This is a genomic window from Clostridium senegalense (genome assembly GCF_018916625.1).
GTDB classification, from domain to species: domain Bacteria; phylum Bacillota; class Clostridia; order Clostridiales; family Clostridiaceae; genus Clostridium_J; species Clostridium_J senegalense.
On record NZ_JAHLNC010000009.1, the window covers coordinates 147,015 to 172,917 of the forward strand.

21 protein-coding genes and 1 riboswitch are annotated in these 25,903 nt (G+C 26.4%); of the genes, 14 read left to right on the forward strand and 7 right to left on the reverse strand.

Translation table 11 applies throughout. The features are described from left to right. Window positions 1–127: 127 nt before the first annotated feature. Window positions 128–2,578, forward strand: a complete 2,451-nt coding sequence (locus KQI36_RS14785) for a M6 family metalloprotease domain-containing protein (protein WP_216451549.1) — start codon at window positions 128–130, stop codon at window positions 2,576–2,578. 127 nt (window positions 2,579–2,705) lie between these two features. On the opposite strand, the gene KQI36_RS14790 is transcribed toward KQI36_RS14785, so the two are convergent. Further along, the gene (locus KQI36_RS14790; RefSeq protein WP_216451550.1) at window positions 2,706–3,440 is read right to left on the reverse strand and encodes a hypothetical protein; all 735 of its coding nucleotides are present in this window, start codon (window positions 3,438–3,440) and stop codon (window positions 2,706–2,708) included. A gap of 306 nt (window positions 3,441–3,746) precedes the next feature. Between KQI36_RS14790 and KQI36_RS14795 the strand changes: the two genes are divergently transcribed. Continuing rightward, complete coding sequence (locus KQI36_RS14795) at window positions 3,747–3,920, forward strand: hypothetical protein (RefSeq protein ID WP_216451551.1); 174 nt, start codon at window positions 3,747–3,749, stop codon at window positions 3,918–3,920. Between the two features lie 219 nt (window positions 3,921–4,139). Further along, window positions 4,140–4,427, forward strand: a complete 288-nt coding sequence (locus KQI36_RS14800) for a DUF4491 family protein (RefSeq protein ID WP_216451552.1) — start codon at window positions 4,140–4,142, stop codon at window positions 4,425–4,427. Between the two features lie 41 nt (window positions 4,428–4,468). On the opposite strand, the gene KQI36_RS14805 is transcribed toward KQI36_RS14800, so the two are convergent. Genes KQI36_RS14805 through KQI36_RS14815 form a run of 3 tightly spaced genes read right to left on the reverse strand, consistent with a single transcriptional unit; the run spans window position 4,469 to window position 7,326 of the window. After that, window positions 4,469–5,254, reverse strand: a complete 786-nt coding sequence (locus tag KQI36_RS14805) for an ABC transporter ATP-binding protein (RefSeq protein WP_216451553.1) — start codon at window positions 5,252–5,254, stop codon at window positions 4,469–4,471. 1 nt (window position 5,255) lies between these two features. Then, complete coding sequence (locus KQI36_RS14810) at window positions 5,256–6,302, reverse strand: FecCD family ABC transporter permease (protein ID WP_216451554.1); 1,047 nt, start codon at window positions 6,300–6,302, stop codon at window positions 5,256–5,258. Between the two features lie 16 nt (window positions 6,303–6,318). Next, on the reverse strand, window positions 6,319–7,326 hold the full coding sequence (locus KQI36_RS14815; protein ID WP_216451555.1) for an ABC transporter substrate-binding protein: 1,008 nt from the start codon (window positions 7,324–7,326) through the stop codon (window positions 6,319–6,321). A gap of 238 nt (window positions 7,327–7,564) precedes the next feature. Beyond that, window positions 7,565–7,766, reverse strand: a riboswitch (cobalamin riboswitch). Between the two features lie 268 nt (window positions 7,767–8,034). On the opposite strand from KQI36_RS14815, the gene KQI36_RS14820 reads away from it, so the two are divergent. Then, entirely contained in the window at window positions 8,035–10,050 is a 2,016-nt protein-coding gene (locus KQI36_RS14820; RefSeq protein ID WP_216451556.1) for a sodium-translocating pyrophosphatase, read from the forward strand. A gap of 78 nt (window positions 10,051–10,128) precedes the next feature. On the opposite strand, the gene KQI36_RS14825 is transcribed toward KQI36_RS14820, so the two are convergent. Next, window positions 10,129–12,216 (reverse strand): methyl-accepting chemotaxis protein, encoded by a 2,088-nt coding sequence (locus tag KQI36_RS14825; protein WP_216451557.1) that lies wholly within the window; start codon window positions 12,214–12,216, stop codon window positions 10,129–10,131. Between the two features lie 288 nt (window positions 12,217–12,504). Between KQI36_RS14825 and KQI36_RS14830 the strand changes: the two genes are divergently transcribed. The 4 genes from KQI36_RS14830 (at window position 12,505) to KQI36_RS14845 (ending at window position 18,244) form a co-directional block, all read left to right on the forward strand. Then, the gene (locus tag KQI36_RS14830) at window positions 12,505–12,978 is read left to right on the forward strand and encodes a hypothetical protein (protein WP_216451558.1); all 474 of its coding nucleotides are present in this window, start codon (window positions 12,505–12,507) and stop codon (window positions 12,976–12,978) included. Between the two features lie 203 nt (window positions 12,979–13,181). Further along, on the forward strand, window positions 13,182–14,285 hold the full coding sequence (locus tag KQI36_RS17785) for an HD-GYP domain-containing protein (RefSeq protein ID WP_244991612.1): 1,104 nt from the start codon (window positions 13,182–13,184) through the stop codon (window positions 14,283–14,285). Window positions 14,286–14,727: 442 nt separating this feature from the next. Continuing rightward, entirely contained in the window at window positions 14,728–17,259 is a 2,532-nt protein-coding gene (gene mprF, locus KQI36_RS14840; protein WP_216451559.1) for a bifunctional lysylphosphatidylglycerol flippase/synthetase MprF, read from the forward strand. 244 nt (window positions 17,260–17,503) lie between these two features. Continuing rightward, window positions 17,504–18,244: a DUF6398 domain-containing protein gene (locus KQI36_RS14845; protein ID WP_216451560.1), complete on the forward strand. Its 741-nt coding sequence runs from the start codon at window positions 17,504–17,506 to the stop codon at window positions 18,242–18,244. Window positions 18,245–18,303: 59 nt separating this feature from the next. On the opposite strand, the gene KQI36_RS14850 is transcribed toward KQI36_RS14845, so the two are convergent. Then, entirely contained in the window at window positions 18,304–18,819 is a 516-nt protein-coding gene (locus tag KQI36_RS14850; protein WP_216451561.1) for a cob(I)yrinic acid a,c-diamide adenosyltransferase, read from the reverse strand. 224 nt (window positions 18,820–19,043) lie between these two features. Here KQI36_RS14850 and KQI36_RS14855 point away from each other — a divergent pair, with 224 nt between their 5' ends. The 4 genes from KQI36_RS14855 to KQI36_RS14870 all read left to right on the forward strand — a co-directional run bounded on the left by KQI36_RS14855 (window position 19,044) and on the right by KQI36_RS14870 (window position 21,776). Then, window positions 19,044–19,502 carry an NUDIX hydrolase gene (locus KQI36_RS14855; protein WP_216451562.1) on the forward strand — a complete coding sequence of 153 codons (459 nt, stop codon included), beginning with the start codon at window positions 19,044–19,046 and terminating at the stop codon, window positions 19,500–19,502. Between the two features lie 460 nt (window positions 19,503–19,962). Further along, the gene (locus KQI36_RS14860) at window positions 19,963–20,394 is read left to right on the forward strand and encodes an NUDIX hydrolase (RefSeq protein ID WP_216451563.1); all 432 of its coding nucleotides are present in this window, start codon (window positions 19,963–19,965) and stop codon (window positions 20,392–20,394) included. 87 nt (window positions 20,395–20,481) lie between these two features. Continuing rightward, window positions 20,482–20,958 (forward strand): GNAT family N-acetyltransferase, encoded by a 477-nt coding sequence (locus tag KQI36_RS14865; protein ID WP_216451564.1) that lies wholly within the window; start codon window positions 20,482–20,484, stop codon window positions 20,956–20,958. Between the two features lie 74 nt (window positions 20,959–21,032). After that, window positions 21,033–21,776: an N-acetylmuramoyl-L-alanine amidase gene (locus KQI36_RS14870; protein ID WP_216451565.1), complete on the forward strand. Its 744-nt coding sequence runs from the start codon at window positions 21,033–21,035 to the stop codon at window positions 21,774–21,776. 53 nt (window positions 21,777–21,829) lie between these two features. On the opposite strand, the gene KQI36_RS14875 is transcribed toward KQI36_RS14870, so the two are convergent. Then, window positions 21,830–22,975 carry an amidase domain-containing protein gene (locus tag KQI36_RS14875; protein WP_216451566.1) on the reverse strand — a complete coding sequence of 382 codons (1,146 nt, stop codon included), beginning with the start codon at window positions 22,973–22,975 and terminating at the stop codon, window positions 21,830–21,832. Window positions 22,976–23,552: 577 nt separating this feature from the next. On the opposite strand from KQI36_RS14875, the gene KQI36_RS14880 reads away from it, so the two are divergent. Together KQI36_RS14880 and KQI36_RS14885 are read left to right on the forward strand one after the other, a co-directional pair. Beyond that, window positions 23,553–24,386 (forward strand): hypothetical protein, encoded by an 834-nt coding sequence (locus tag KQI36_RS14880; protein ID WP_216451567.1) that lies wholly within the window; start codon window positions 23,553–23,555, stop codon window positions 24,384–24,386. A 183-nt stretch (window positions 24,387–24,569) separates the two neighbouring features. Continuing rightward, window positions 24,570–25,826 carry an MFS transporter gene (locus KQI36_RS14885; RefSeq protein ID WP_216451568.1) on the forward strand — a complete coding sequence of 419 codons (1,257 nt, stop codon included), beginning with the start codon at window positions 24,570–24,572 and terminating at the stop codon, window positions 25,824–25,826. Window positions 25,827–25,903 lie beyond the last annotated feature (77 nt).

Genomic DNA, 25,903 nt, shown 5'->3' on the forward strand with positions numbered 1-25,903 from the left:
ATAACAAGTCAACTACAAATGATTAGTTATAATATTTTAATAAAAAATTATTCATATTTATACCACGTTAAAAAATGAGAGGTTTAGTATGGTTATAAATGTGATGAACTAAAAGAGGGGGATTAAAATGAAAAAAGGGTTTTTATCTAAGCTAGGATTAGCAACCTTAGTTGCAATGGCTAGCGTTTTAGGGACAAGCAATTCACCGGTTAATGCTGCACCAATGAAGGATGCAGAGGTGAATTTAACACAACCAGATGGACAAGTTATTCAGTGTTATGCATCAGGAGATGAGTTTTATAACTATTTGCATGATTCAAAGGGAAGAGCAATACTTAAAGATGAAAAGACAGGATATTATGTTTATGGAAAATATGTAAAGGATGAAATATTACCATCAAGAGAACGGGTAACTAAAGAAAAAACTGAAAGTTTACAAAATATTGAAAATGATAGCAGAATTAATATAAATGATGTAGAATATCCAAAAGATGAAATTGAAAAACAAAGAGAAATGCTTAATGCAAATGTTTCAACTAAAAGTACAAAAAATATTGGAAAGCTTAATAATATAGTTATTTTCATAAAATTTAGTGACCAATATGAAATAACAAGAAATTTTTCCACATATGATAGACAATTTAACTCGCAAGGTCAAGCATCTTTAAATAATTATTATAAGGAAGCGTCTTATAATAAATTAGATATTAATACAACTTTTTATCCCAAACCTCAGGGTGATAAAGTTTTAAGTTATACTGATAGTCATCCAAGAAGTTATTATGCAAATGTTCCAGACAATGAAAGAGGAATAAGGGAACAAACATTACTTAAAAATGCAGTTGACTCTGTTAAAAATCAAATTCCACAAGATTTAAATGTGGATTCAGATAATGATGGTAAGGTTGACAATGTTTGTTTTATTATAAAGGGTGCAACAACTGGATGGTCATCACTTTTATGGCCTCATAAATGGAATATGTTTTATCAAGATGCAAGAATAAATGGTAAAAGAATAGATACTTACAATTTTCAATTAGAAGATTTTATTGGAGATAATGGTATTGGTGTTTTAAGTCATGAAATGTTTCATACATTAGGAGCACCAGATCTTTATCATTATAATTATGATGGTAAAGTTGCTGTTGGACCATGGGATGTAATGGACCAAACTAAATCTATTCCTCAATCAATGGGAACATACATGAAAATGTATTATGGTAAGTGGATAGATAATATACAAGAAATAAATAAACCAGGAAAATATTCAGTATCTAAAATAGGCAACTCAAATAATAACAGCTATATTATCAAATCACCAAATTCAAATAAAGAATATTTTGTAGTAGAATATAGAAAAAAAGAAAGATTATATGAATCTAATTTACCAGGCGAAGGTTTATTAGTATATAGAATAAACACAGCTTTCCAAGGAAGAGGTAATGCAAGTGGAAATGATGAAGTATATTTATATAGACCATATGGAACTTTAAATGCAGTTGGGGATTTATCTAAAGCAGCTTTAGGTTATACCAAGACAAATATTAATTCCAATGAATTATTTTTATCTAATGGAATGGATAGTGGAATAAGTTTACAAAATGTAAATGTATCAGGAGATACTGCTAGCTTTAATGTTGTTATAAATGGACAAACTGGCGATGGAGATAACAAAGAAACTGCTTATTTAGGTGAAAAATTTAATTTTACTTTTAAAGGTTATGCAGATAACGTTTTTGGAGAATTAGGTTTAGACTTAGCTAATAAAAATGCAAAATTTGATATTAAAGGAATTATGCCACATTACTATTTTGAAGATAGTTATGCATCACTTTTAATTAGGGACAGTGAAGGAAATACTGTTTATACAAAAGATTTTACTGGAAATAAAGTAAATGAAGCCTTAGTTGAAAATATTCCTATTCAAATAGGTGATTACATTACAGTTAAGCATAGAGAACCGGATAATAGATTACTAATAACAAATACAGAAAATAAATTACAATTAGAAAAAGGCAGTAGTATAACTTATAAAATCACTAATACTGGACTTGAAAAGACTTCAGAAGATGAAATAGAAAAGTTACCACTTAAATATGTAGTTAATTTTGATGATACTAAAACAATAACAGGTGACATGGAGATAACAGGTGAATGCTTAAGTGGTAAAAAGATAACTAATATAGAATTATACGTAAATGGTGGAAAATATATAGATGCTGAGCGTAGTGTTTTAAATGATAATCAAAACAAATATGTAGGATATGATTTATCTCAAGGGGCATTTAAACTTAAATTGTATTGCTCAGCTTGGGCTGATTATAATTACTCATACAAAATAATCGCAACAGAAGAGGATGGTCAAAAAACAACTCTTAAAGAAGGAACACTAATAGTTAAAAAACAAACTGGTGGTACAGATACTGAAAAAGTTAGTGAATGGAGGCCAGGAACAACATATAAAGTAGGTGATTTAGTTACTTATAGAGGAAATAAATATAAGTGTCGTCAAGCTCATAGAGCTATAGTTAGTTGGGAACCAGAAACAACTTTAGCACTTTGGTCAATAGTCTATTAGATAAAAATATTTATGATATGATAATTTAATTATAAAAATTGATAACCTAAAATAATATGACCCCTTTCTGTATTTCTAGGGGTCATATTATTTATGTATGATTAGAATAGAAAATAATTAGTATAATCTATACGCACAATGCTTGGATAACAGCATTTTCAACAGGTTTTATCATAAGTAAACATTCTAAAGCAACATCTTCAGGAATTTGATGGAATATTTTATGGTCACAATATTTTTTAGATATAGGTTTACCTTGTAAATCTTTAGCAGTATAAAAGCCGTAAAGATCATTAAACTTTTGAGATTTAAAGTTTGTTGCTTCAACAAAAAATGCTTTAAATCCTTTTTCTGCACATTGGTCCATTACAAGTGAAAGCATATTTTGTGCAACATATTTTTTGTTAAATTCTGTTCTAACCCCTAGCATAGAACCACGAACATATTCATTTTTTCTTATTTTTCTTCCAAATCTTTTTTCTACAATTGTGAAAAATTGTTTATCTAATTCTCCAAGAAAACCAAATATATTGTTTATTGATTCATTTTTAATTTCAAAAGAAGCTTTCCTACTAGGAGTGTAATTTTCACAAGCCATAGCTCCAATAACCTTATTAGTATCACTATCTACTGCTACCACACATAAACCATCATTTACAATGTCTTTTATATAATTTGTAGTAAATTCCATCATATCTTCTTTAGATAAATTACATATTTTAGCCATAGGCTCACAGATAGTAAATTTGCCTATCTTTACTCCAGCAAAAGTTTCAGCAAGACATTCAGCTGCACCAAAAACTAAATCTGGATTATTTTCGTCTAATACTTTACAGTCAAAATTTAAATTAATTGTGTTCATAATATAAAAACCCCCATGTTTAAAATTGTAAATAAAACAACATTTGTAAAAGATTATAACATATAAGTAAAAAACATGAAATAAAATAGGCGCAGTATATATTAAAAAAATAATAAAAAATAGAGTTTTTTATGTAATTTACTTTAAATTAAAAATAAATTATAAATTTAAAATATATTAATAATATTTTCTAGAAATACAAATATAATTAAATAGAATCAGAGATTTATTTTGCAAAAGTAAATATGATATAATTATATTATTATTTAGAAGTAAATTATTTAAAGTATAATAAGGGAGATTGAGATGAAGTATGAAAGTATATTTACTAAGTGGTCTTTAGGTATTTTAGTATTATCTTTCTTAGTTTTAGTAAATGAATTTATTCAACTTATACCAACTCATGTCACGATATTGGAAGGAATTTTAATTCTTATTGGTCCAAGTATTTTTGCATTTATTGGAGGAATATTTCAATAATAGGATTCATAAGACATAAAACTAAGTTAGCAATTTTTCTAATAATAATTAATGCAATATTATTGTTTTGGTGGGCAATATATTGGATTATAGGAACACTTGTTTTTGGAGTATAATTAATAAATGTAAGTATTTTAAAAGAATGTTTTATTAAATTTACTTATAAAGCATACTAAAAATTAAAAAGTATGTATTAAAAATTTATGAGGTGGTATGATTTTGAACTTGCAAGGTATTATGATTGGATTAATGGCTTTTTTTATCATTGGAGTATTTCATCCAATAGTAATTAAGGGTGAATACTATTTTGGTAAGAAGATATGGCCAATGTTTTTTATATTAGGATTAATTTTTATAGGAATATCTTTAATAGTTAAAAACAATATTATTGCATCTATATTAGGGGTAACAGGTTTTTCATGTCTTTGGAGTATTCATGAAATAATTGAACAAGAAGAGAGAGTAAAAAAAGGTTGGTTTCCTAAAAATCCTAAAAGAAAGTATTAATTATATAAAAAGCCTGTGATTTCAATTATCACAGGCTTTTACTAAATAACTTTTAATTCTTCATTTTTGAAAGAATTAGGAATATAGGTTATATTTAATTTGTTAGTAGCAGAACTTTTTTCAATACTACAATTAAGTCCAAAAAGTTCTTTAACTATTTTTTCATTTAATACGTCTTCAGGAGTTCCAAAATCTAATATAACACCATCTTTCATAACAAAAATTTTATCACAATAGTAGCATGCTATATTTAAATCATGTATTGCTGAAAATACCGTTAGATTTTGAGCTTTTATAATATCCATTATTTGCAGCTGGTATCCAATATCTAAATGGTTGGTTGGTTCATCTAGAATCATAAAATCACTTTGTTGTGCAAGAGCTCTGGCAATTAAAACTCTTTGCTTTTCACCACCGGATAGATTTGAAAAACTTCTATCTTTAAATTTAAGCATTCCAACTTTTTCAAGACAGCTTTCTGCAAAAGAAATATCTGATTTTGTATTATCTTGAAATAAGCCTTTATGTGCAAATCTTCCGATAAGCACCATGTCAAGCACATTAAAGTCAAATTCTGGTCTATTTTCTTGTGCCACTACTGACATATCTTTTGCAATATCTTTATGAGATAATTTTTTTATGTTTTTATTATTAAGTAAAACCTCACCACTATCTGGAGTGAAAACTCTATATATATTTTTAAGTAAAGTTGATTTTCCACTACCATTTGGACCTATGATTCCTACAAAATCTCCCTTAGATATTTCAAGATTTATATCTTTTAATATGTGTTTATAATTTAAATTCTTAACATGTAGCTTAGTCATTTTAACCTCCAAAAGAATACTTACTTTTTCTTAATAACCATAGGAAGAATGGAGCACCGATGATTGCGGTAACAACACCTATAGGAAGTTCCTCAGTTGAACCTATCATTCTACCCAATATATCAGACCATATTAAAAATAGTGAACCTAAAAGAACTGTTAAAGGAATAAGCTTTTTATGTACAGAACCTGCAATTGTTCTGCAAATATGAGGAATAATAAGACCAACAAAGCCTATAATTCCACTTAAAGAAACCATAATTCCAGTAAGTAATGTACTTGTTACAATTATTATTTTTTTAAAAAGTTTAATATTAACACCTAAAGTTATAGCAGCATCTTCGCCTAGAAGCATTGCATCAAGAGTTTTATGAATAACTAAAGATATAATAGATGAAATTATAAGCACTAAAAATGCTAAAGGCACATCATCCCATTTAGATCCAGCAAGAGACCCGGTCATCCAAAACATAACTGAATATAATTTTCTTACATCTTCTGCTTTAAATATAATAAAATTTGTTATTGCAGAGAATACTGATGCCACAGCAACCCCTGTTAGAACTAAACTTGAAGATGAAAATTTACCTTTTTTACTTGAAAGTACAAATACTAATATTGAAGAAAATAATGCACCTATGAATGCACCTATATGGATAGACATAAAAGGTATAGCTAAACTACTTCCAAGTAATATACTTATAACTGCACCGGTAGATGCACCGGATGAAATACCAAGTATATATGGATCAGCAAGAACATTTTTTGTTAAAGCCTGCATTAATACTCCAGAAAGAGCAAGACCGGCACCAACAATTCCAGCAAGAAGAGTTCGCGGTAATCTTAACTGCCAAATTATATTTTCTACAGAATTGGACCATGTTTTATCAAAGACATCATTTCCAGATGTTTTATTAATTATAATTTTGAAAAGTTCAGAACTGCTCACATCTACTGAACCAACATTAATAGCAACTATTATAGAAAATACTAAAAATAATATTAATGCTGTGTAGATAATATATATGTTTATTTTAAATTTTTTCATTTTAAAACGCTCCAATTTATTTTTTGAATATTTCAGGATGGAAATTTTCCGCCATAGCTTTTATAGCACCAGGATTTCTAACACCAGCAACTACTTCTGAAAGCTCTAATACAAATATTTTATTGTTTTTTATAGCATCTACATCTTTTAATGCATCATGATTTTTTAAAAAGTTTATTTTTTCTTCAACATCATCAGCTGCATTATATTGCATTACTATTATTTGCTCAGGGTTTTGTTTAACAACTTCTTCCCAAGTTACTTTAGCCCAAGGTTTTTCTCCATCTTTAAATATATTTTCACCACCAGCAAGCTTTATTAAATCTGTAGGCAAACCGTTACATGCAGTAAAAGGACTATCTGTGCCAGAATCATATACAAATGCTTTAACAGGTTTTGTATCTTTTGGTATTTTAGAAGATATAGCTTCAATATCCTTTTTCATTTTAGATATAACATCTTCTGAATTTTTTTCTACATTAAATATTTTTCCAAGGTTAGTAAAGTCTTCATAGACAGTTTCCATTGTTGCATTAGGACTTTCACATTTTGGAACATAAATTTTCACATTGTTTTCTTTGCAAAATTTATTATTAAAATTATTTTCAGTAAAGGTAGACATCCATCCAGTTATGAAATCAGGTTCAACACCTAATAATGTTTCTTTAGATGGCATTAAATCAGACAATTTGTTAAGTTTGGAGTGTGCGTCTTTATATTCAGGTAGTACTTCGTTGTCTTGAAATGAATATCCTGCTATAGAATCCTCAAGCCCTAATGCAAGTAGCATTTCTGTTGTAAAGCCACTTAGTGTAACAGCTTTTTTTGGTGCAGTAGAAAAAGTTTCATCTTCTTTACCAGAAGGTAAATCATTGTTTACAGTAACTTCTTTATAATTTTTTTGCTCAGAAGCAGAATTTGAAGAAACTTCTTTTGAAGCTTTATTTGTATTACCACAGCCTGAAAGAATTGATGCAGTTAGTGATACTGCTAGAATTAATGAATAAATTTTTTGTTTTCTCATAAAAAATCCCCCTAAGTAATCTTTTTATTAATATATATAAATATTTTAATATTTATAAACGCAATAATTAGAATAATAAAAATATTTTAAATTTGTTTTATTATTTAATTTAATAATTATAATAAATCTATAACAAAAAACAGTATCCTAGAATAAGATACTGTAATAAATAACTTTAAAACATACAACTAATTATGTAATGTATTAAATTTAATTAAAATTAACCTATCCTAGTAAGCAACTTTAGAACTTATTGGCAGGTCTCCTGACTTAGATTCATCACAAATGTTCACCTTCCCACAAACTTAAATTTATAATTTGCAGTGGTATAATAAAAATTTGCTCTTCATTACAGTGGCTGGACCGTAAGAGATTTAAACTCTTTTCCCTTTTAATAAATTGAAATTAATCACATTTAAACCAAAAAGTTAAAAATATTCAATTTTAAAAATAATTTAGCAATTAGCTCCACACGATTATAACATAATAAATAGAAAAAGATAATATTCAGAAAATTTAAACTTAATCTTGAAAAATATGTTATAAAATGTAATTACATTTAGTGTAAAAGTTTACAAAAAGTTTATATAAATGTTAAAGGGGAAAACTTTAAAAAGAAGAATATATACTTATAGAAAATAGTAATAGTTACTATGAAATCTATTAGTAATAGTTTTACGGAAAAATGATACTTAAAGGGGGTATTTTATGTCTTTTTTATTTTTTGCAATAATAGTATCAGTGTTAACTTTACTTTTTGCAATGTTTATATCAAAAGAAATTTCAAAAAAAGAAGTGGGAAATAAAAAAATGCAGGAGATTGCAGGCCATATAAGTGAAGGTGCAATGGCATTTTTGAAGAAGGAATATAGATATTTGGGGATATTTATATTAGTAGTAGCTATTGCTATTGCAGTATTTCTTCATATAAAAACATCTATAAGTTTTATATTAGGTGCAATATTTTCAATTGCTGCTGGATATGCAGGTATGAAAGTAGGAGTAAAAGCTAATGTACGAACTGCACAAGCTGCTACTAAAGGAAAAGAAGATGCTTTATCCATAGCTTTTTCTGGGGGAACAGTTATGGGACTTTCTGTTGTAGGACTTGGAGTTTTAGGTATTGCAATGTTATCTTTAATTTTCAACTTAGAAATAGAATATATTACAGGTTTTGGATTAGGTGCATCATCAATAGCTCTTTTTGCACGTGTAGGTGGAGGAATATATACTAAAGCCGCAGATGTAGGTGCTGACCTTGTTGGAAAGGTAGAAGTTGGAATCCCGGAAGATGACCCAAGAAATCCTGCTGTTATAGCTGATAATGTAGGGGATAATGTAGGTGATATAGCAGGAATGGGAGCAGATCTTTTTGAATCCTATGTTGGTTCTTTAATATCTGCATTAACTCTTGGAGTCGCAGCAAGTGTATCACTAGGAAAAAATGCTGTTATGTTTCCAATATATGTGTCTGTTGCTGGTATAATAGCGTCAATAATTGCTATATTTATAGTTAGATATTCTAAAGGAAAAGATCCACAGAAAACATTGAATTTAGGACTATATGTATCTGTAGTACTTATGATAATATTTTCGTTGATTTTAAGCAAAACTATTTTAAATACTATAAAACCATTTATATCTGTTTTAGTGGGAATATTAGTTGGGGTTTTCATAGGTAAAATTACAGAGTATTACACATCAGATAATTATAAACCAGTAAAAATTATTGCACAGGAGTCTCAAACAGGAGCAGCTACAAATATAATTTCTGGTCTTGCTATTGGAATGAAATCTACAGTTGTACCTATTTTGATAATTGCATTAGGAGTATTACTATCATATTTCTTAATAGGTGGTTCAAAAGATGCAAGTTTAGGTTTATATGGAATTGCGTTAGCTGCAGTAGGAATGCTTGCAACATCAGGTATGGTCATTTCTGTAGATGCATATGGTCCAATTGCAGATAATGCTGGTGGAATTGCACAAATGGCTGATATGCCAAAGGAAGTTAGAGAGATTACTGATAAATTAGATTCAGTTGGAAATACTACTGCAGCAATTGGTAAAGGTTTTGCTATTGGTTCGGCAGCACTAACAGCATTAGCTTTATTTGCATCTTATGCTCAGGCTGTTAATTTAGAAAGTATAAATTTATTAAATCCATTGACACTTACAGGACTTTTAGTAGGATGTATGGTACCATTTTTATTTGCTGCATTAACCATGGAGGCAGTAGGAAAGTCTGCAACTAAAATGGTTGAAGAAGTTAGACGTCAATTTAAAGAGAAAAAAGGAATAATGGAAGGAACTGAAAAGCCAGATTATGCAAAATGTGTTGAAATTTCAACAGATGCAGCATTAAAGGAAATGTTACTACCAGGTATTTTAGCAATAGCTATACCACTAGCAGTTGGATTCTTGTTAGGAGCGGAAGCACTTGCTGGGACAATTGCAGGAGCTTTAGGAACTGGTGTTATGGTTGCAATGTTTATGTCTAATGCTGGTGGTGCATGGGATAATGCTAAAAAATATATTGAAGGTGGAGCTTATGGCGGAAAAGGAAGTGATTCGCATAAAGCAGCAGTTGTAGGGGATACAGTTGGAGATCCATTTAAAGATACTTCTGGACCATCTATGAATATTTTAATAAAACTTATGACAATAGTTTCAGTAGTATTTGCAGTAGTTATAAGTAATTATGGTGGAATACTTTTAAAATAATATTAATTTTGATTAAAATAAGAGACAGGTTTTGATAATAAATTAAACCTGTCTTTTGTGTTGATATAGTTTTTTTATTTATAGTACAAATTTAGAAAGTTCTAATTGAAGTTCACATGCCATTTGAGATAGATGTTCTGAAGCATTAGAAACTTCATTCATAAGAGCAGTTTGTTCTTCACTAGAAGCAGCTACATTCTGAGTATTAGCAGAAGTTGTAGTAGAAATTTCTGAAGAATTAATAACAGATTGTACCATAATAGTACTACTTGATAAAACTTTATCCATAGCAAAAGATAAATCATTTACGCTCTCAGAAATAGATTTAACTTCCTGTAGAATGTTTTCAAATGAGTTTCCAGCTTCAAAAACCATAGTCATACCCTCATCTACAAATTTGCACCCGTCATTCATTGATAATGAAGCATTTTGTATTTCATTTTGAACTTCATTTATTATAACAGAAATATTTTTAGCTGCATCTGAAGATTGTTCAGCAAGTTTTCGTATTTCATCAGCAACTACAGCAAAGCCCTTTCCTTTTTCTCCAGCTCTCGCAGCTTCAATAGCGGCATTTAAAGCCAAAAGATTAGTTTGGGATGCTATGTTAGAAATTAAAGATAATATATTACCAATTTCAATTGACTTTTCATTAAGAGAATTAACAATTTGAGCTGAAGAAGATACTTTGGTATTAATGTCTTTCATATGAGTTATGGTTGAAGTAACTACATTATTACCACTTAATGCTTTATCATAGGCAAGGTTAGAAGCAGCACTTACAGAAGAAATAGATGAAGATATATCAGAAACTCTATGGTGAAGTTTTTCACCTTCTTTAGAAGCTTCAATAAAAGATGTAGATTGCATTTCAGCACCATTAGCAACATCTTGAATAGATATAGAAATTTGATTAGCTGCTTCTTTAGTTTCATTAGCACTAGCAGTTAGTTCTTCAGAAGTAGAAACAACTTGTTCAAGGCCAATAGATACTTTTTCGATTACAGTTTTTAAGTTATCACCCATTTTATTAAGATGATTTGACATATCGCCTAATTCATCATTATATGTTACATCTATTCTATAAGTTAAATCACCATTTGCAATAGCTTCGGCTAAAGAATTGACCTTAGATATTCTTACTTTTAGATTATTGGCTAATTTAGTTATACATATAGTTACTAAAATAATAACAAAAAGCATAGCTACAAAAATTTTAAAGGCTAAAACTCTTAGTGGATTTAGAAGTTCTGATTCTGGTATACACATAACAAGTTTCCAATTGGTTTCAGGAATAGTGGAGAAAAATGTTATATTTGTTCCATTATCATCTTTAAATGAAGATTTACCAGATTCAGAAGATAATATGTTATTACTAATTGTCTTAAGGCTATCGTTAGAATCTTCTTTAATATTTATTTTTAAGACCTTTGATGAATCTTTATCTGCTATATAAGTACCATTTGATGTTAATAAGAATGCTCTTCCTAACTTTCCTACTTTAATTTCTGATATAGTCTTTTGAATAGTAGATAGGTCAATGTCAGCAGTTGCAACTCCTAAAAGTTTATTGTTTTGTAAAATAGGACATACTGATGTTAACATAGTAACATTAGTATATTCATCTAAATATGGCTCACACCACATTAAATCCCCTTTAGAACTAGCACCTAGTTTATACCAGTAGTCTTTTGTATAGTCATCTTTGGAGTATACATTTGTGTAAAGAACTTGTCCATCTTTCTTATAACCATAATGTGATAAAAATTTAGTATTTTTATCTATTAAATACGGTTCATAAAATATACCTGAACCAAAAGTTTCATTATTAGTTTCTATAAATGATTTGACTAGATTTTGGGAATTGTTTTCATTTATATCTCCATTAAATGATTTAGCAGAACTTGCTAATGTTCTTGCAATTTGGCCATGTCTATCTAAAAGTTTGCTAATAAATTCTATTGTAGAATTAGTTTGATAAGACATTTTTTCATCAATTTCAGAAAATAAAATTTTTTGAGCTGTAGTATAAGATATACCTACCATAACAATCATAGCACCGATAGTTAATGGTAAAAGTAATAAAAGTATTTGATTTTTTATGCTTTTCTTTTTTAAATCACCGTTATTTTTATACCTAAAAAATTTAGGGAAAAAAGATTTCATAACGTTCTCCTCCAATATTAAAGTTTAATTATAATTAAGTTAAAATAAGAGTTTAAATTATGTAATATAAGTTTATAATACTATAAAAAGTCAAATAATTATATAATAATACAAAAAATGATATAAATGTATTTGAGAATGAAAATTTTGTTGATAATGATTTATATATTTAATAATCGAATAGTTTTATATATAACTATAGATACTTTCTATTGGAAAAATTGTTAGAATATTATTAATATTAAGATAAGAAAAGATATTCTTAATTTCTTTTAGGAGGTTTTCGCTTTGAACAATGATTTATTAAGGACATTAGACGACACTGAAAGAGAAAAAATTATGAGAGAGGAATTAGGGGAAGAAAAGTGTAAAGTAATAGATAAGTACGGGTTGAGTACCAATAAAAAATTATATTGGGAGAGAGTGCAAGAAAAATATCCTGTACAGGAATGCTTTAGTCATAAGTTTGCAAAAAAATCATCTACATTAGGAATGGTTTTTCATTTATATAGATTATGTTTTGCTAAGACGAAATATTTTGAAAATAATTGGGATAAATTTGAATCTTGCATATATGATTGTAAAAGAGGCTTTGTAGTTACGCCAATATATAATATGGAATTTATAAGACATAAGTCAACAGGAGTGGTTATAGATTTAAGAGAGCTTTCAAAAATTCATTGGCTTCAAGATTTTAAAGATTTATGCAAATACATTGAAGATAAGGAAAATGAATTATTTAAGATCTCTGTTGGGATGTAGTTTGTAAATTAAGTAATAGAAACTGTATCAAAAGCAAGTTGTATTTTTGCTTTGATACAGTTTTTTTATATTCTATAATAATAACTTTCATGGAAAATAAGTATTATAATTATGTTCATATTTTGTTGGAATTTGATATATATAAATAATTGTATAAATATCTTTAATATGCTATAAAGTTAATATAGATATGGGGGGATAATATGAGTAATACTGCGGATTTGCAAGATAACAAAAATAAAATTAAATTAGATGGTTTTACTAAAGAAGATATAATAGTTGATGATATGGTTTTAGTTAAAAAGGGAACTAAAATAACAGAGGAAATAGCTAGAAAATTAAGAGAAGTTTATATGGAAAACCCTATATTAATTAAAACAGAAAAGAGTTTTATTAAAGAGTTTTATAAATTAGATGAAAAAGATATCATAAAAGAAAATGAAAGTTTGAAAGAGGCAGAAAGAAATATAAAAATATATTCTAATAGATTGACCAATATATTTAATACTTTAAATTTTACTAATAAAAATAATATAAGCGATGTAACTATATTTTGTAAAAAAATATTAGAAGAATTAAATTCACCACGGATTATGATTAAAAATATATTATTAAATGGAAGTGGAGAAGATAGTATATTTACACATTCTGTAAATGTAACATTATTATCGCTACTTTTAGGAAAGTGGATGAATCTTAATGATACTAAATTAATATTGCTTATGAGAGCTGCTATGCTTCATGATTATGGAAAATATGCCTTGAATCAGGAGCTTCTTTTAAAAAAAGGTAATCTTACAAGGAAAGAAATAAAAATTATTAAAAACCATCCGATAGTATCTTATAATTTAGTAAAAGATATGCCTTATTTAAAGGATGATATAAAATTTGGAATATTAATGCATCATGAAAGAATAGATGGTTCAGGGTATCCTCTAGGCATAAAAGGTAATAAAATTCATAGTTTTGCAAAAATAATAGCTATAGCAGATGTTTTTGATGCTATAAACTCTAATAGAGCATATAAGAAAAGAACAGACCCTTTTACGGCATTAAAAATAATACAGGAGGAAAGTATAGCAAAGCTTGATTATAGTCTATGTGAGATATTTATAAATAATATAAGTAATTATTATATAGGAGAATATATAGAACTTAGTAGCGGTGAAATTGCTAAAGTAGTTCAAATGGATTTAAATAATATTACTAAGCCTTTAGTATTATGTAAAGATGGGTTTAAAGATTTAAAAAAAGATACTAGTTTAAATATAAATAAAATCATAATCAATGAGAGTAGTACTAAATAAAGTTTATTAAAATCATATATTATGAAAGGATTTTCTAAAATTAATTAGAAAATCTTTTTTTATAAATAAAATTAAATATTTAACGGTAATAGGGAAATTAATTTAAGTTTTTATAAGAAATATGTAAGAAAAAGTTAAGTTGACTAATATATACAATATATATATACTGTATATAGGCATTAATACACATTTAAAATCTGCAATAGATAAGCATATAATTTTTACTTTTATTAAAATATATTTTAAATTACCAATTTGAAAACATAAATTACAGAAGTGTAAGCTAATTTGATACAGATATTACACTTTTGTAACTTAAATGTATATGTGAATATGATAGTATATTTATTATCATAATATATTTATAATAATATATTTTAAATTTAAATTATTATTTGATATACATGAATATGTATATTTTAGAATTAGGGGTGAAATTTTTTTGGACAAATATAGAGAAACTTGGGAAAAATCTAAGATTACTGTTTTAAAAGCAGTAATAGGTTTTTTAGTATTAGCTTTAGTATTGTTTGCATTAAAAGGAGAACTGAAAAATTTAAACCTTATTGAAGCGTTACATATTTTAAAGCAAGAAAAAAATTCAACAATTTTAGTAGTATTTATAATGGGACTGATAGCAGTAGTTGTTACTACATTATATGATTTAGTTTTATGTAAAGAATTAAATATAGATGTAAACAAAAAGAAAATATTTAAAATTTCTTGGATGTCAAATACCACTAATAATTTTATTGGAGCTGGTGGAATAGCCGGTGGTGGGTTAAGAACTGCGTTTTATAAAAAGGAAGGTGTATCAACAAAAGAAGCTGTTAATATGACCTTCACTATATGGATGACAACTCTTACAGGACTTTCAGGTCTTATATTATTGAATTTTAATTTTATAGTAAAATTAGATAATAAATTTTATGTTATTTTAGCCATATTAATATCATTATATATACCGTTATATTTAAGTATTGATAAAATTCCATATATAAGAGATAAGTTTAAGGATAGCATAGCTATAACTATGCCATTAAAAAGTAAAGTGAAAATGGTTTTAGTAGCAGTTTTAGAATGGATAGTTGCAGGAATATTTTTTGCAGGACTAATACATTACTTTGCACCTGAAGCATCTTATTTTGAAAGCTTAGCAGTATTTTCCTTAGCAATTACAATAGGTGTTTGTAGTTTTATACCTGGAGGTATAGGTTCATTTGATTTAGCTTGTATTTATGGTTTTAAATTATTTAATATAAGTAGTTCAGGGATAATAGTAGGTATGTTACTTTTTAGAATATTTTATTACTTGATTCCATGGCTTTTATCCATGTTCTTAATAGTAGGTGAGTTATTAAATGCTAAAAGGTCAAAAAAAAATAAAAATAATTTAGCACTTATAAATGAGTTTGGTATAAAAGCTTTATCAGGATTAATATTTTTTAGTGGAATAGTTTTAATACTTTCTTCTATATTACCAAACTTTCCTGCTAGGGTTAGGATAGTTAGAAAGTTTTTAAGTGTACCAATGCTTCAATTCTCTGAAGTTACGGTTATAGGTATAGGATTTATTTTAATAATACTATCAAAAGGTATATTAGATAAGGTAAAAGGTGCGTATAATGTAACAATAATTCTTTTAATACTAGGTTCATTGTTATCTTTTATAAAAGGATTAAATATAGAAGCATCAAGTCTTTTAGGAATTATAGCATTTTTATTATATTTATCTAAAGATAGATTTTATAGAGAGAATTCACCGCTTGAAATTAAAAATGCTATTTTATACACTTCAATAGTTTTAATAATGAGCTTATTTTATGGGTTTATATATTTTGTAATAAATAATTCACTAGCATTTATACCATATAAGCCAGTGGTAAAGAACTTTATGTATACACCTAAGATGATGACTAGTTATTTTTTAATTTTATTAGTTATTGTGCTTATAATACATTTCTTAGCTGTTAAGAAAATTGAATTTGAATATGCAAATGATGATGATTTAGAAAAACTTAAAGAGTTTTTAAAAAAATATGATGGAAATTGTAAAACACATTTATTATTTTTAAAGGATAAGAGTTTATTTTATGCTGCAGATAGTAAGGTTATTATTGGATTTAGAATATACGATAATAAAATGATAGCATTAGGTGATCCAATAGGTGATAAATCTTTATTTAAAAAAGCTATTGGTGAATTTAGAGCTTTTGCAGATAAAAACAATATGACACCTGTATTTTATGAAATAAATGAAGAGAATTTACCGTTATATCATGAAAATGGATACAATTTCTTTAAGTTAGGAGAAGAAGCTTTCGTAAAATTAGAAGGTTTTAATTTAAATGGTAAAAAGAAAGCTGATTTAAGGTATATAAAAAATAGGATAGAAAAAGGACTTTTTGAATTTGAAATGATAAACCCTCCTTTCGATGATGAGTTTTTTAGTAAACTAAAAGAAATATCTGATAAATGGCTTGGAGACAGAAAAGAAAAGGGATTTTCATTAGGGTGGTTTAATAAAGAATATATGAGTTTAACACCAATAGGAGTAGTGAAACATGAAGGAGAGATTATAGGTTTTGCTACATTGTTGCCAGTTTATGATGATAAAACTGTAGGTATCGATCTTATGAGATTAATACCAAATCCTCCTAATGGAACTATGGATGCTGTATTCTACTCATTTATTAATTGGGCCATAAATGAAGGATATGAATATTTTAATTTAGGTATGGCACCACTTTCAAATGTAGGAGTTAATAAGTATTCAAAAGTAAAAGAAAGAATGGGTAGATATGTATTTACTTATGGAAATAAAGTTTATAGTTTTAAAGGATTAAGAAAATATAAAGAAAAGTTTGATCCAGTATGGTGTGGAAGGTATTTAGCATATCCAGCTAATTCTAACTTGCCGTCGATAATAGTTGATTTAGCAAAGTTAGTAGCAGAAGCACCAAAAGAAGATTAATTTTTATAAAAAAATATTAAAGTATTAATAAAAAGGGCATCCCATAATATAATAAATTAAGGGGTGTCCTTTAAAATTATTCAATATAATATTTGTTACAGAGAATGAGTAAGAAAGTTATTAAAAAATATTTTAACTTATTAATAATTAGTAAGCTAAGTTAAATTTAAAATATAACATTTGATTTTTTCTTATAAATAGTTTACATTTTTATAGTGAAGTATTTTTAAAAGGAGATATTTTTATGGCGGTTATACCGAAAGAAGCGGAACAGAGATATTATGAAATAGAAAAAATTATAGAAGAATTTGCTATAAAATATTTAGATGAAGAATATAGTAACTTTTCTTCTAAATTATTGGAAAGTTTATGTAGAAAAAATTGGAAAAAAGTTTTAAGAGGGAAATCTAATGTATGGGCTTGTGCTATTGTATATGTTATAGGTAAAATTAATTTTTTATTTGATTCTAATGAAAAACCGTATATGAAAGTAAAGGATTTATTTTCTATATTTAATGTATCAAGTTCATCAATAACAAAAAGGTATAATGAGATTTGTGAAATTTTAAATATTACATTGTTGGATATTAAGTGGACTCTACCAAGTAATATTGAAAAAAATCCATTAACATGGTTAATAAACTTAGATGGTTTCATAACAGATATTAGATATTCTTCAAAAAACATACAAGAAAAAGCATTAGAAAAAAAACTTTTTGATTACATTCCTAATTGTGATGATTTAAAAGATGAAAAATTTTTTCATGAGGAATTATCAGGAGAAAGTCTTGAAGAGATATTAGATTTAAATACTCTTATAGAGATTCTTCAAGATGAAGATGAATTAGACTTAATTGACAGTGAGAATATTACCAAAATAAACAACTTGTCAGATATGGAAGAAATCTTATTCTCGTTAAATGATGAAAATTATTTTTCACGACAAAAATGTAAGATAATTCAATTTCCTGTAAAAAGCAATTAATTAAATTTATTTTTAACATAAAAAAGGTGTCTTATCTAATTTAAGACACCTTTTATTACTTATTTATCTATTCCATCTCTTGATAAAACACCATCATAATAATAGTGTTTAACTTCTTTCATTTCTGTAATAAGATCAGCTATATCTAGTAATTCTTTTTGAGCATATCTACCGGTTAAAATTAATTCTGTTTCATAGGGTTTATTTTTTAGTACTTTTAAAACACCTTCTATGTTTAATAGTTTAAAATACAATGCTATTGTAATTTCATCCATAACGATTACATCATATTCTTTACTTAAGATAATGGCTTCAATTTCTTTTAGACCATTAATAGCTATATCTATATCCTCTTTTTCAGGACCTTCATTTATAAAACATCTGCGACCAAATTGTTTGAATTTTATATTAGGTAAATAGTCTTCACATTTTACTTCATTATATTTCATGCCTTTTACAAATTGACCGAAAAAAACTTTTTTTCCTGCACATACTGCCCTTACAGCAACACCTAATGCTGCTGTTGTTTTTCCTTTACCATTTCCAGTATAAATATGAATATATCCTTTTTCCATAAAATCATCTCCAACCATTATTATTTAGATTTAAAATACATTTAATAGTTAATTAAAAACTGTATATTATAGAATATATACTTTGAATATTTAAATAATTTCTGTTTTTACATTTTCTATAGTTTTATTTTAAAATAATAGTCTAAAATGTACAAGTAATGTGATATATTGATATTTAAAGAAACATTAAGAAAAAGTGGATAATATATAATCAGGAGGTAAAAATGGGGTATATAGAAGAGTTAAGAAGTTTAATTGGTCATAAACCTGTTATATTAAATGGGGTTTCTGTTTTAATTATAGATAAAAATAATAGTATTTTATTACAAAAAAGAATTTCTCCCCAAAAATTATGGGGATTACCAGGGGGATTAATGGAACTTGGCGAATCTTTAGAAGAAACAGGTAAACGAGAAGTATTTGAAGAAACAGGATTAAAGATTGATAATTTAAAGTTTTTAAAAATATTTTCAGGAAAAGAATTTCATTTAAAGCTTCCCAATAAAGATGAATTTTACTTAGTTAACGCAGTATATTATACATATGATTTTCAAGGAAAATTAATATTGAATGAAAATGAGGGAAGTGCATTAGAGTTTTTTAGTATAAATGACTTGCCAAAGGATATGGTTAAAAGTCATAGGCTATTTATAGAAACATATATAGCTGATATTTTAAATTAAAATCATTATGATACAATAGGATTATTAAAATGTATTATTTGAATTATTTATTGATGAATTAAATTTTTAAATAGATAATTTCATATATTATTCAAAGAATATTATCTAAAATTTAAATATTTGTGAATATTTTCTTTAAAATATGTTTATTAAGGCATATTTGTAGTATACTAAATATATAAAAAGCCTTAAAAGGTTTATATAAATTCCCAAAATAACTTTAATTTTGATTGCTTTATTTTTGAATAAAGCAATCTTTTTTTATAAAATAAATTTTTAAAATTCTTAATATTGTGTTAAAATAATAAAAATAAGAGAATTTAAAATAAAGAGGTGGTTTTATAAATTAGTATAGCAAGCTTATAAGTTTGTTATTATTTTGGACAAGCTTTAATATAGTCTTAAATTTAAGGCTATATATTGAGAAACTATTTAAACTAATGTAAAAGGAGTTTTGAATATGACAAAAGTTAAATTTTATAATGTACACCATATAGACAACAAAAAAATATCCTTTGCAGCAATAGTTGCAAAGTATAAAGACCACTGGGTTTTTATAAAAGATAAAAATGAAAGTACATGGAGAATTCCATGTGGATATCATGAAAGTAATGAACATATTGAAAAATATGCAGAAAAAGAGTTAATGAAAACAGTTGGAGCTAAAAAATTTCAAATATCTCCAGTATGTATGTGCTCAGTAGTGGAAGATGAAAATGAATTTTTAGGTCAGTTATTTTATGCTAAAATAGATGAATTAGATGAAATGGAAAAGTTAGAAGTTGAAGATATAGAATTTTTTGACACTTTACCTAAGAATTTAACTTATCCAGCAGTACAGTCATTTTTATTTAAAAAAGCATTGAATTATGAAAAAAGTAAAAAACAATAAAATGTTAATGAAAAAGGGAATTTTATATGTTGATAAGAAGAAATACAGTTGATATATATACATGTAAAATGATTAAATGGTAAAATCATGAGTTTTGTTATTAGAAAAGCAACTAAAAATGATTATGTAGAAGTTAATGCTTTAATGAATGAACTTAATAGTTTACATGTAGATGGTAGACCAGATATATATGTAAAAGTTGATAGTCCTTTAGTTAAAGATTATTATAATATATTGTTAGAAAGTGGACTTTATGAAATTTTCGTATTAGAAAAAGATAAATCTATTTTAGTGGGTTACACTATTTTAGAAATTAAGGAAAGCCCATCGAGAAAAGAACTTGTTGAGAAAAAATTTGTTTATATGAATGATTTATGTATAAAAAAAGAGTATAGAGGTAAAGGTTTAGGCAAAATTCTATTTAATGTTGCTGTAGAATTTGCAAAAAAAATAAACGGTGAAACATTGGAACTTGGAGTATGGAATTTTAATGAAAGTGCTATAAAGTTTTATGAACATATGGGTATGACTGTAAGAAATATAAGAATGGAGTTAAAATTATAATTATGCTTTAAAAGAAGAATAAAGATTGGTGTTTAAGGTAACCTTAAAGGTATAAATATTTTAAGGAGGACACTATGAGAAGAAGATTTAAAGCAATATTAAGTTTTATAATTTTATTTAGTTTAGTTTTGACTTTTAACTTTAAGCAAGATACAAAAGTCTTAGCACAGGAAGAAAAGGATAAAAAATTTGTGGTATGTATTGATCCAGGACACCAAGAAAAAGGCGATAGTAAAGGTGAATCTATCGGACCTGGAGCTTCTCAAAAAAAACCACGAGTTTCTTCTGGAACTGCAGGGGTTGGAACAAAAAAAGCTGAATATATGGTAAACCTTGAAGCATCATTAATATTAAAAGATATTTTACAGCAAAATGGGTATGAAGTGGTTATGACAAGAGAGACCAATGATGTAAACATAAGTAATGCAGAAAGAGCAGAAGTTTCTAATAAGGCAGAAGCAGATATGACTATAAGAATTCATTGTGATAGCTTAAATGATTCAGGCAAAACAGGAGCATCCATACTAGTACCATCTAAATCTAATAAATATACAGGTAATATATATAAAAAAAGTAATGACTATGGAAATATTCTAAAAGCATCTCTAGAAGATGAAGGAATAAAAGTTAATGGAGTCTTTGAAAGAAATGATATAACAGGTTTCAATTGGTCACAAGTTCCAGTTGTTATACTAGAAATGGGTTTCATGAGCAATTGGAATGAAGATAGAATGCTTTGTGATATAAACTATCAAAGAAAGTTAATGGAATGTGTTAAAGTATCATTAGATGAATATAAAGAAAATAATAAAAACTAGAAATAAATTTTCTAGTTTTTATTATTTTAAGTATTTTTAATAAAATATAGCAATTAATAATGAACTTTTATTAAATGGAATTTTATATTGGAGTTACTAAAACCAAGGTCATAAGGGACAAGAAGTCTATCAGTATTATGGCAAGTTACAAGAGGATAGCCTTTAGAGTCAAGACCAGTTACCGTTGATACATGAACTATTTTTCCGTTTTTTTCATATGCTACAAAATCCCCAGGTCTTAGATTGTATGCATTTTTATAAATTTCTTCATAAGTACCTTTAGCAATATAAGAAGCTCTCCCACTATTTATCATATAGTTTTTAAATGATTGAGCATTAACCCAAGCTTTTGAGCCATCTCGTCCTTCATAGTTCCAAAGTTTATTTTTCTTAAATCCAGCACCTTCATAAAGTATTTGAGAAGCAAAATTCGCACAATCTCCACCTTGAGGATTGAAGTTTGTATATTCTTTATTATATTTAAAGTTATACTCATCATCATAAGCTATTCCACAGTATTTATGAGCATAATCAATAGCTTTTTCTAGTTTTTCTGTTAAATTAATCTCTGGACAATCTTTTGAAAGTATATATTCCTTCATTTCTTCAGATTTCTTTATATTATCTAAATTTAATGAATCTGCAAATGGATCTGTATACCACTCTTTTGTTATAACATATTTATCATTTTCTTTTTTTAGATTTATATAATGTGAAGTGCCTAAACGAAATTTATTATGAATGTCAGGAGAAGTTATGTAGCTATAATCAAATTCAGTTGTAGCAGAACAAACTATACCGTATATTCCAGGTTCTTTTTCTTTAACTTTTCTAACTTTTAATAAAGACTGAATATTGTTAAATGTTACAGCTTGTTTTTCAGACCAATTTTTAAGATAATCAATTTTTTTATTCTCACTTTCATAAGCCCATAAACTAACTTTTTTATTTAAGTCATAAAAAACTTTTAAGCCTTCGCTATCACCAGAAAGTATTGATTTGTTTCTTTGATCAAATAAGTCGTTTAAAAGTACATGAAATTCATTTTTTAATTGCTCATTTGCATCTGGTGATTGTTCAAAGGTGTGCATATCTTCATCTACAAAATAATATGGATTTGCAAAGACTAAAAAAATGTTTGAAAAAGACAAAAATAAAGTTAACATGAAGGCTATAAAGATTTTATTAAACTTTTTCATTATGTGTCTCCTTTATTAGATAATATTTGATTTGTTAATTTTAAAAAGTATATATACATATATTTTGTCATTATTTTTAAATAATATATATGGAAATTGTAGTAATTAATATAATGACAAAATAAATGCATTTTATTAACACAAATAGATTTTGTTTAATAAGATAATTATAAGTATAAGATAAATTTATTTTTAATATATTATATGTAAACTTAAATTTATATAATATATATTTACGGTTCCTTTAAATAAAAAATAAGGAAGAGTATGATACCAAAGTTTATTTAGATTATGGTGAAATGGCACTGTTATACAATTTAAGAAATAAAGCGAAGAGCGTTTAGATATAACTATTGTTGAAAATTTTTATATTATATAGAAGATTTAGATGTTGAGGAATATGGAATAATTTTTACAAAAGGCTATAAAAAAGAATCTACAGGTATTAAAATTTTAAAAGTAGATTCTTTTTTGTTTCAATTTAAATTTTTAAAATATATAAAGTTTTTCAGTGTGTAACACTTACATTTAAACATTAATATATAGATATTATACATTAATATTTAGGAGGAATTTTATGAGTTATGATAACACTATAATTATAACGGGCAATAAAAGTAAATTAAAAAACTTTTATAATGATTTTAAAAAGGATGGAAAATTTAGTTTGGCTAATATAATATCAGAGCCTTTTAAAAAAGATATTGAAGATAAAAAAGGAATTATTGTAGATAAAAAATTTTTAAATAATAGGGTTTTAAGACTTGTATATAATAAAAAGCAAAGAGATGTATATAAAAAAGTACGTAATGATTTAGTAAAAAAAGTGTGTAAAAATAATGGGTTAGTTCCAAAAGGCATAAAAAAGGATAATCCAATAAACTATTATTTATATATAAATAATAAAACAGGTAATATAGAGTTTGATATTAATGCATGGAGATATATTCATTGGGGTAACAATGTTGATGAAGGAAAAAATATATACTATGAAGATTTAAAAGAAGATAGAATTTTGTTAAAATCTACAAATAATGGAATGCTACCCCTAGAATTTATACTATACTGTGAAAAAAAATATAAAGGAATAAAATTTAGATGTTTTACAGATAAGGATTATGGAAAACCTGACATATATGAATTTATTATAAATAAAGAAAATCGTACTACAAAGATATTAAAATATAATAAAATGGATTTTATGATTAATATAATGGAGTTTGACAAAATGACTGCTTATAGAAAGCTTTATGACAATTTGTTAGAAGAATTATTACTAAGGCATAAATATAATAAAGAGGAATTAGTAGATTGTAGCATATTTAAAACAGCATTAAAGGCGGCTTATGAATATAATATAGATTTAAAAGGTACTTGTAGTGAAGAACTGATAAAAATAAACAAAATATAAGTGGTTTTATAATAAAAATCTAGAGTAGTAAATCTCTAGATTTTTATTATGTGCATTTTAAGAAAGAATGTAAATTTAAAAGAAGGATTTAAAAAATAGTTATTGAATTATAATCTATATAAGGTAAATTCAACGATTTGGAACTAAGGACTGAAAATTTATCTATTAATAAGGAGCAATAAAATGAATTCAGGAAAAAATATTAAGCTAAAATTTTCTAACTCATTTCCAGCCTTAACCCATAAATATTTTAGATATTTTTGGTTTGGTCAATGTGTATCTTTAATAGGTACATGGATGCAAAGCACAACACAAGGATGGTTGGTGCTGGAAATAACAAATAGAAATACCTCTTTTTTATTAGGTCTTATAAATGCACTTCAATTTACCCCAATGATGATTTTTTCACTTTTTGCAGGTGTTATAGTGGACAGATTTTCCAAAAGAAAATTACTTATATTTACCCAAATAGGTCTTATGTTAATGGCAGTGATACAGGGATTTTTAGTACTTACAGGATTAGTAAGATTTTGGCATTTGGCTATTATAGCATTGATTACTGGATGTATAAATACTATAGATATGCCAACTAGGCAATCTTTTGTAATAGAACTTGTTGGAAAGGAAGATCTTATGAATGGTATAGCATTAAATTCTTCAGTTTTTAATGCAGCTAGAATTTTAGGACCATCTATAGCTGGTATAATAATAGCTTATACAGGGATAGAGGTATGTTATATTATAAATGCAGTATCATTTATACCAGTTATTTATGGTATTTTTAAGATAAAATCAAAACCTGTAAAAATTAATGAGAATAAAAACATGTTAAGAGAAATAAAAGATGGGCTTATATATATAAAAGGTAATAGAAATCTTGTGAAAACTTTTTCATTAATAACCATAATGGGAATATTCGCTTTTAATTATAATGTTTTAATTCCATTATTTGCAGTTGATATATTAGGACTTTCAAGCAAGGGGTATGGATTTTTAATGTCGTCTTTAGGAATAGGTTCATTAATAGGAGCTCTTACAATGGCTACAAAAAGTAAAAATGGTCCTAAATTTAAGCTTATATTATTTGCAGCATATATAGTATCACTTTTACTTATCATTTTAGGAATTAATAGAGGACAATATGTTATGGCTTTACTACTTAGTTTGGTAGGAATATTTAATATAACTTTTTCAACCAGTGCAAATTCTACAGTACAGTTAAATTCAAAAGATGAATATAGAGGAAGGGTTATGAGTGTATATAGTTTGTTGTTTGCAGGTGTGGCGCCAATAGGGAGCCTTTTTACAGGTACTATATCAAATAATTTTGGGCCAGCTAAAGCATTTATATTTAGTGGTATAGTGGCAATGATTTTTATAACTGCTGTATATCTTATAGATAAGATAGTTAAAAATAATTATATAAATATAGATAATTAATATACAAAACTACTATAAGGCATGCTTTATAGTAGTTTTGTGTTTATATAGGTAATGTAAAATATAGGTTAAAAAAA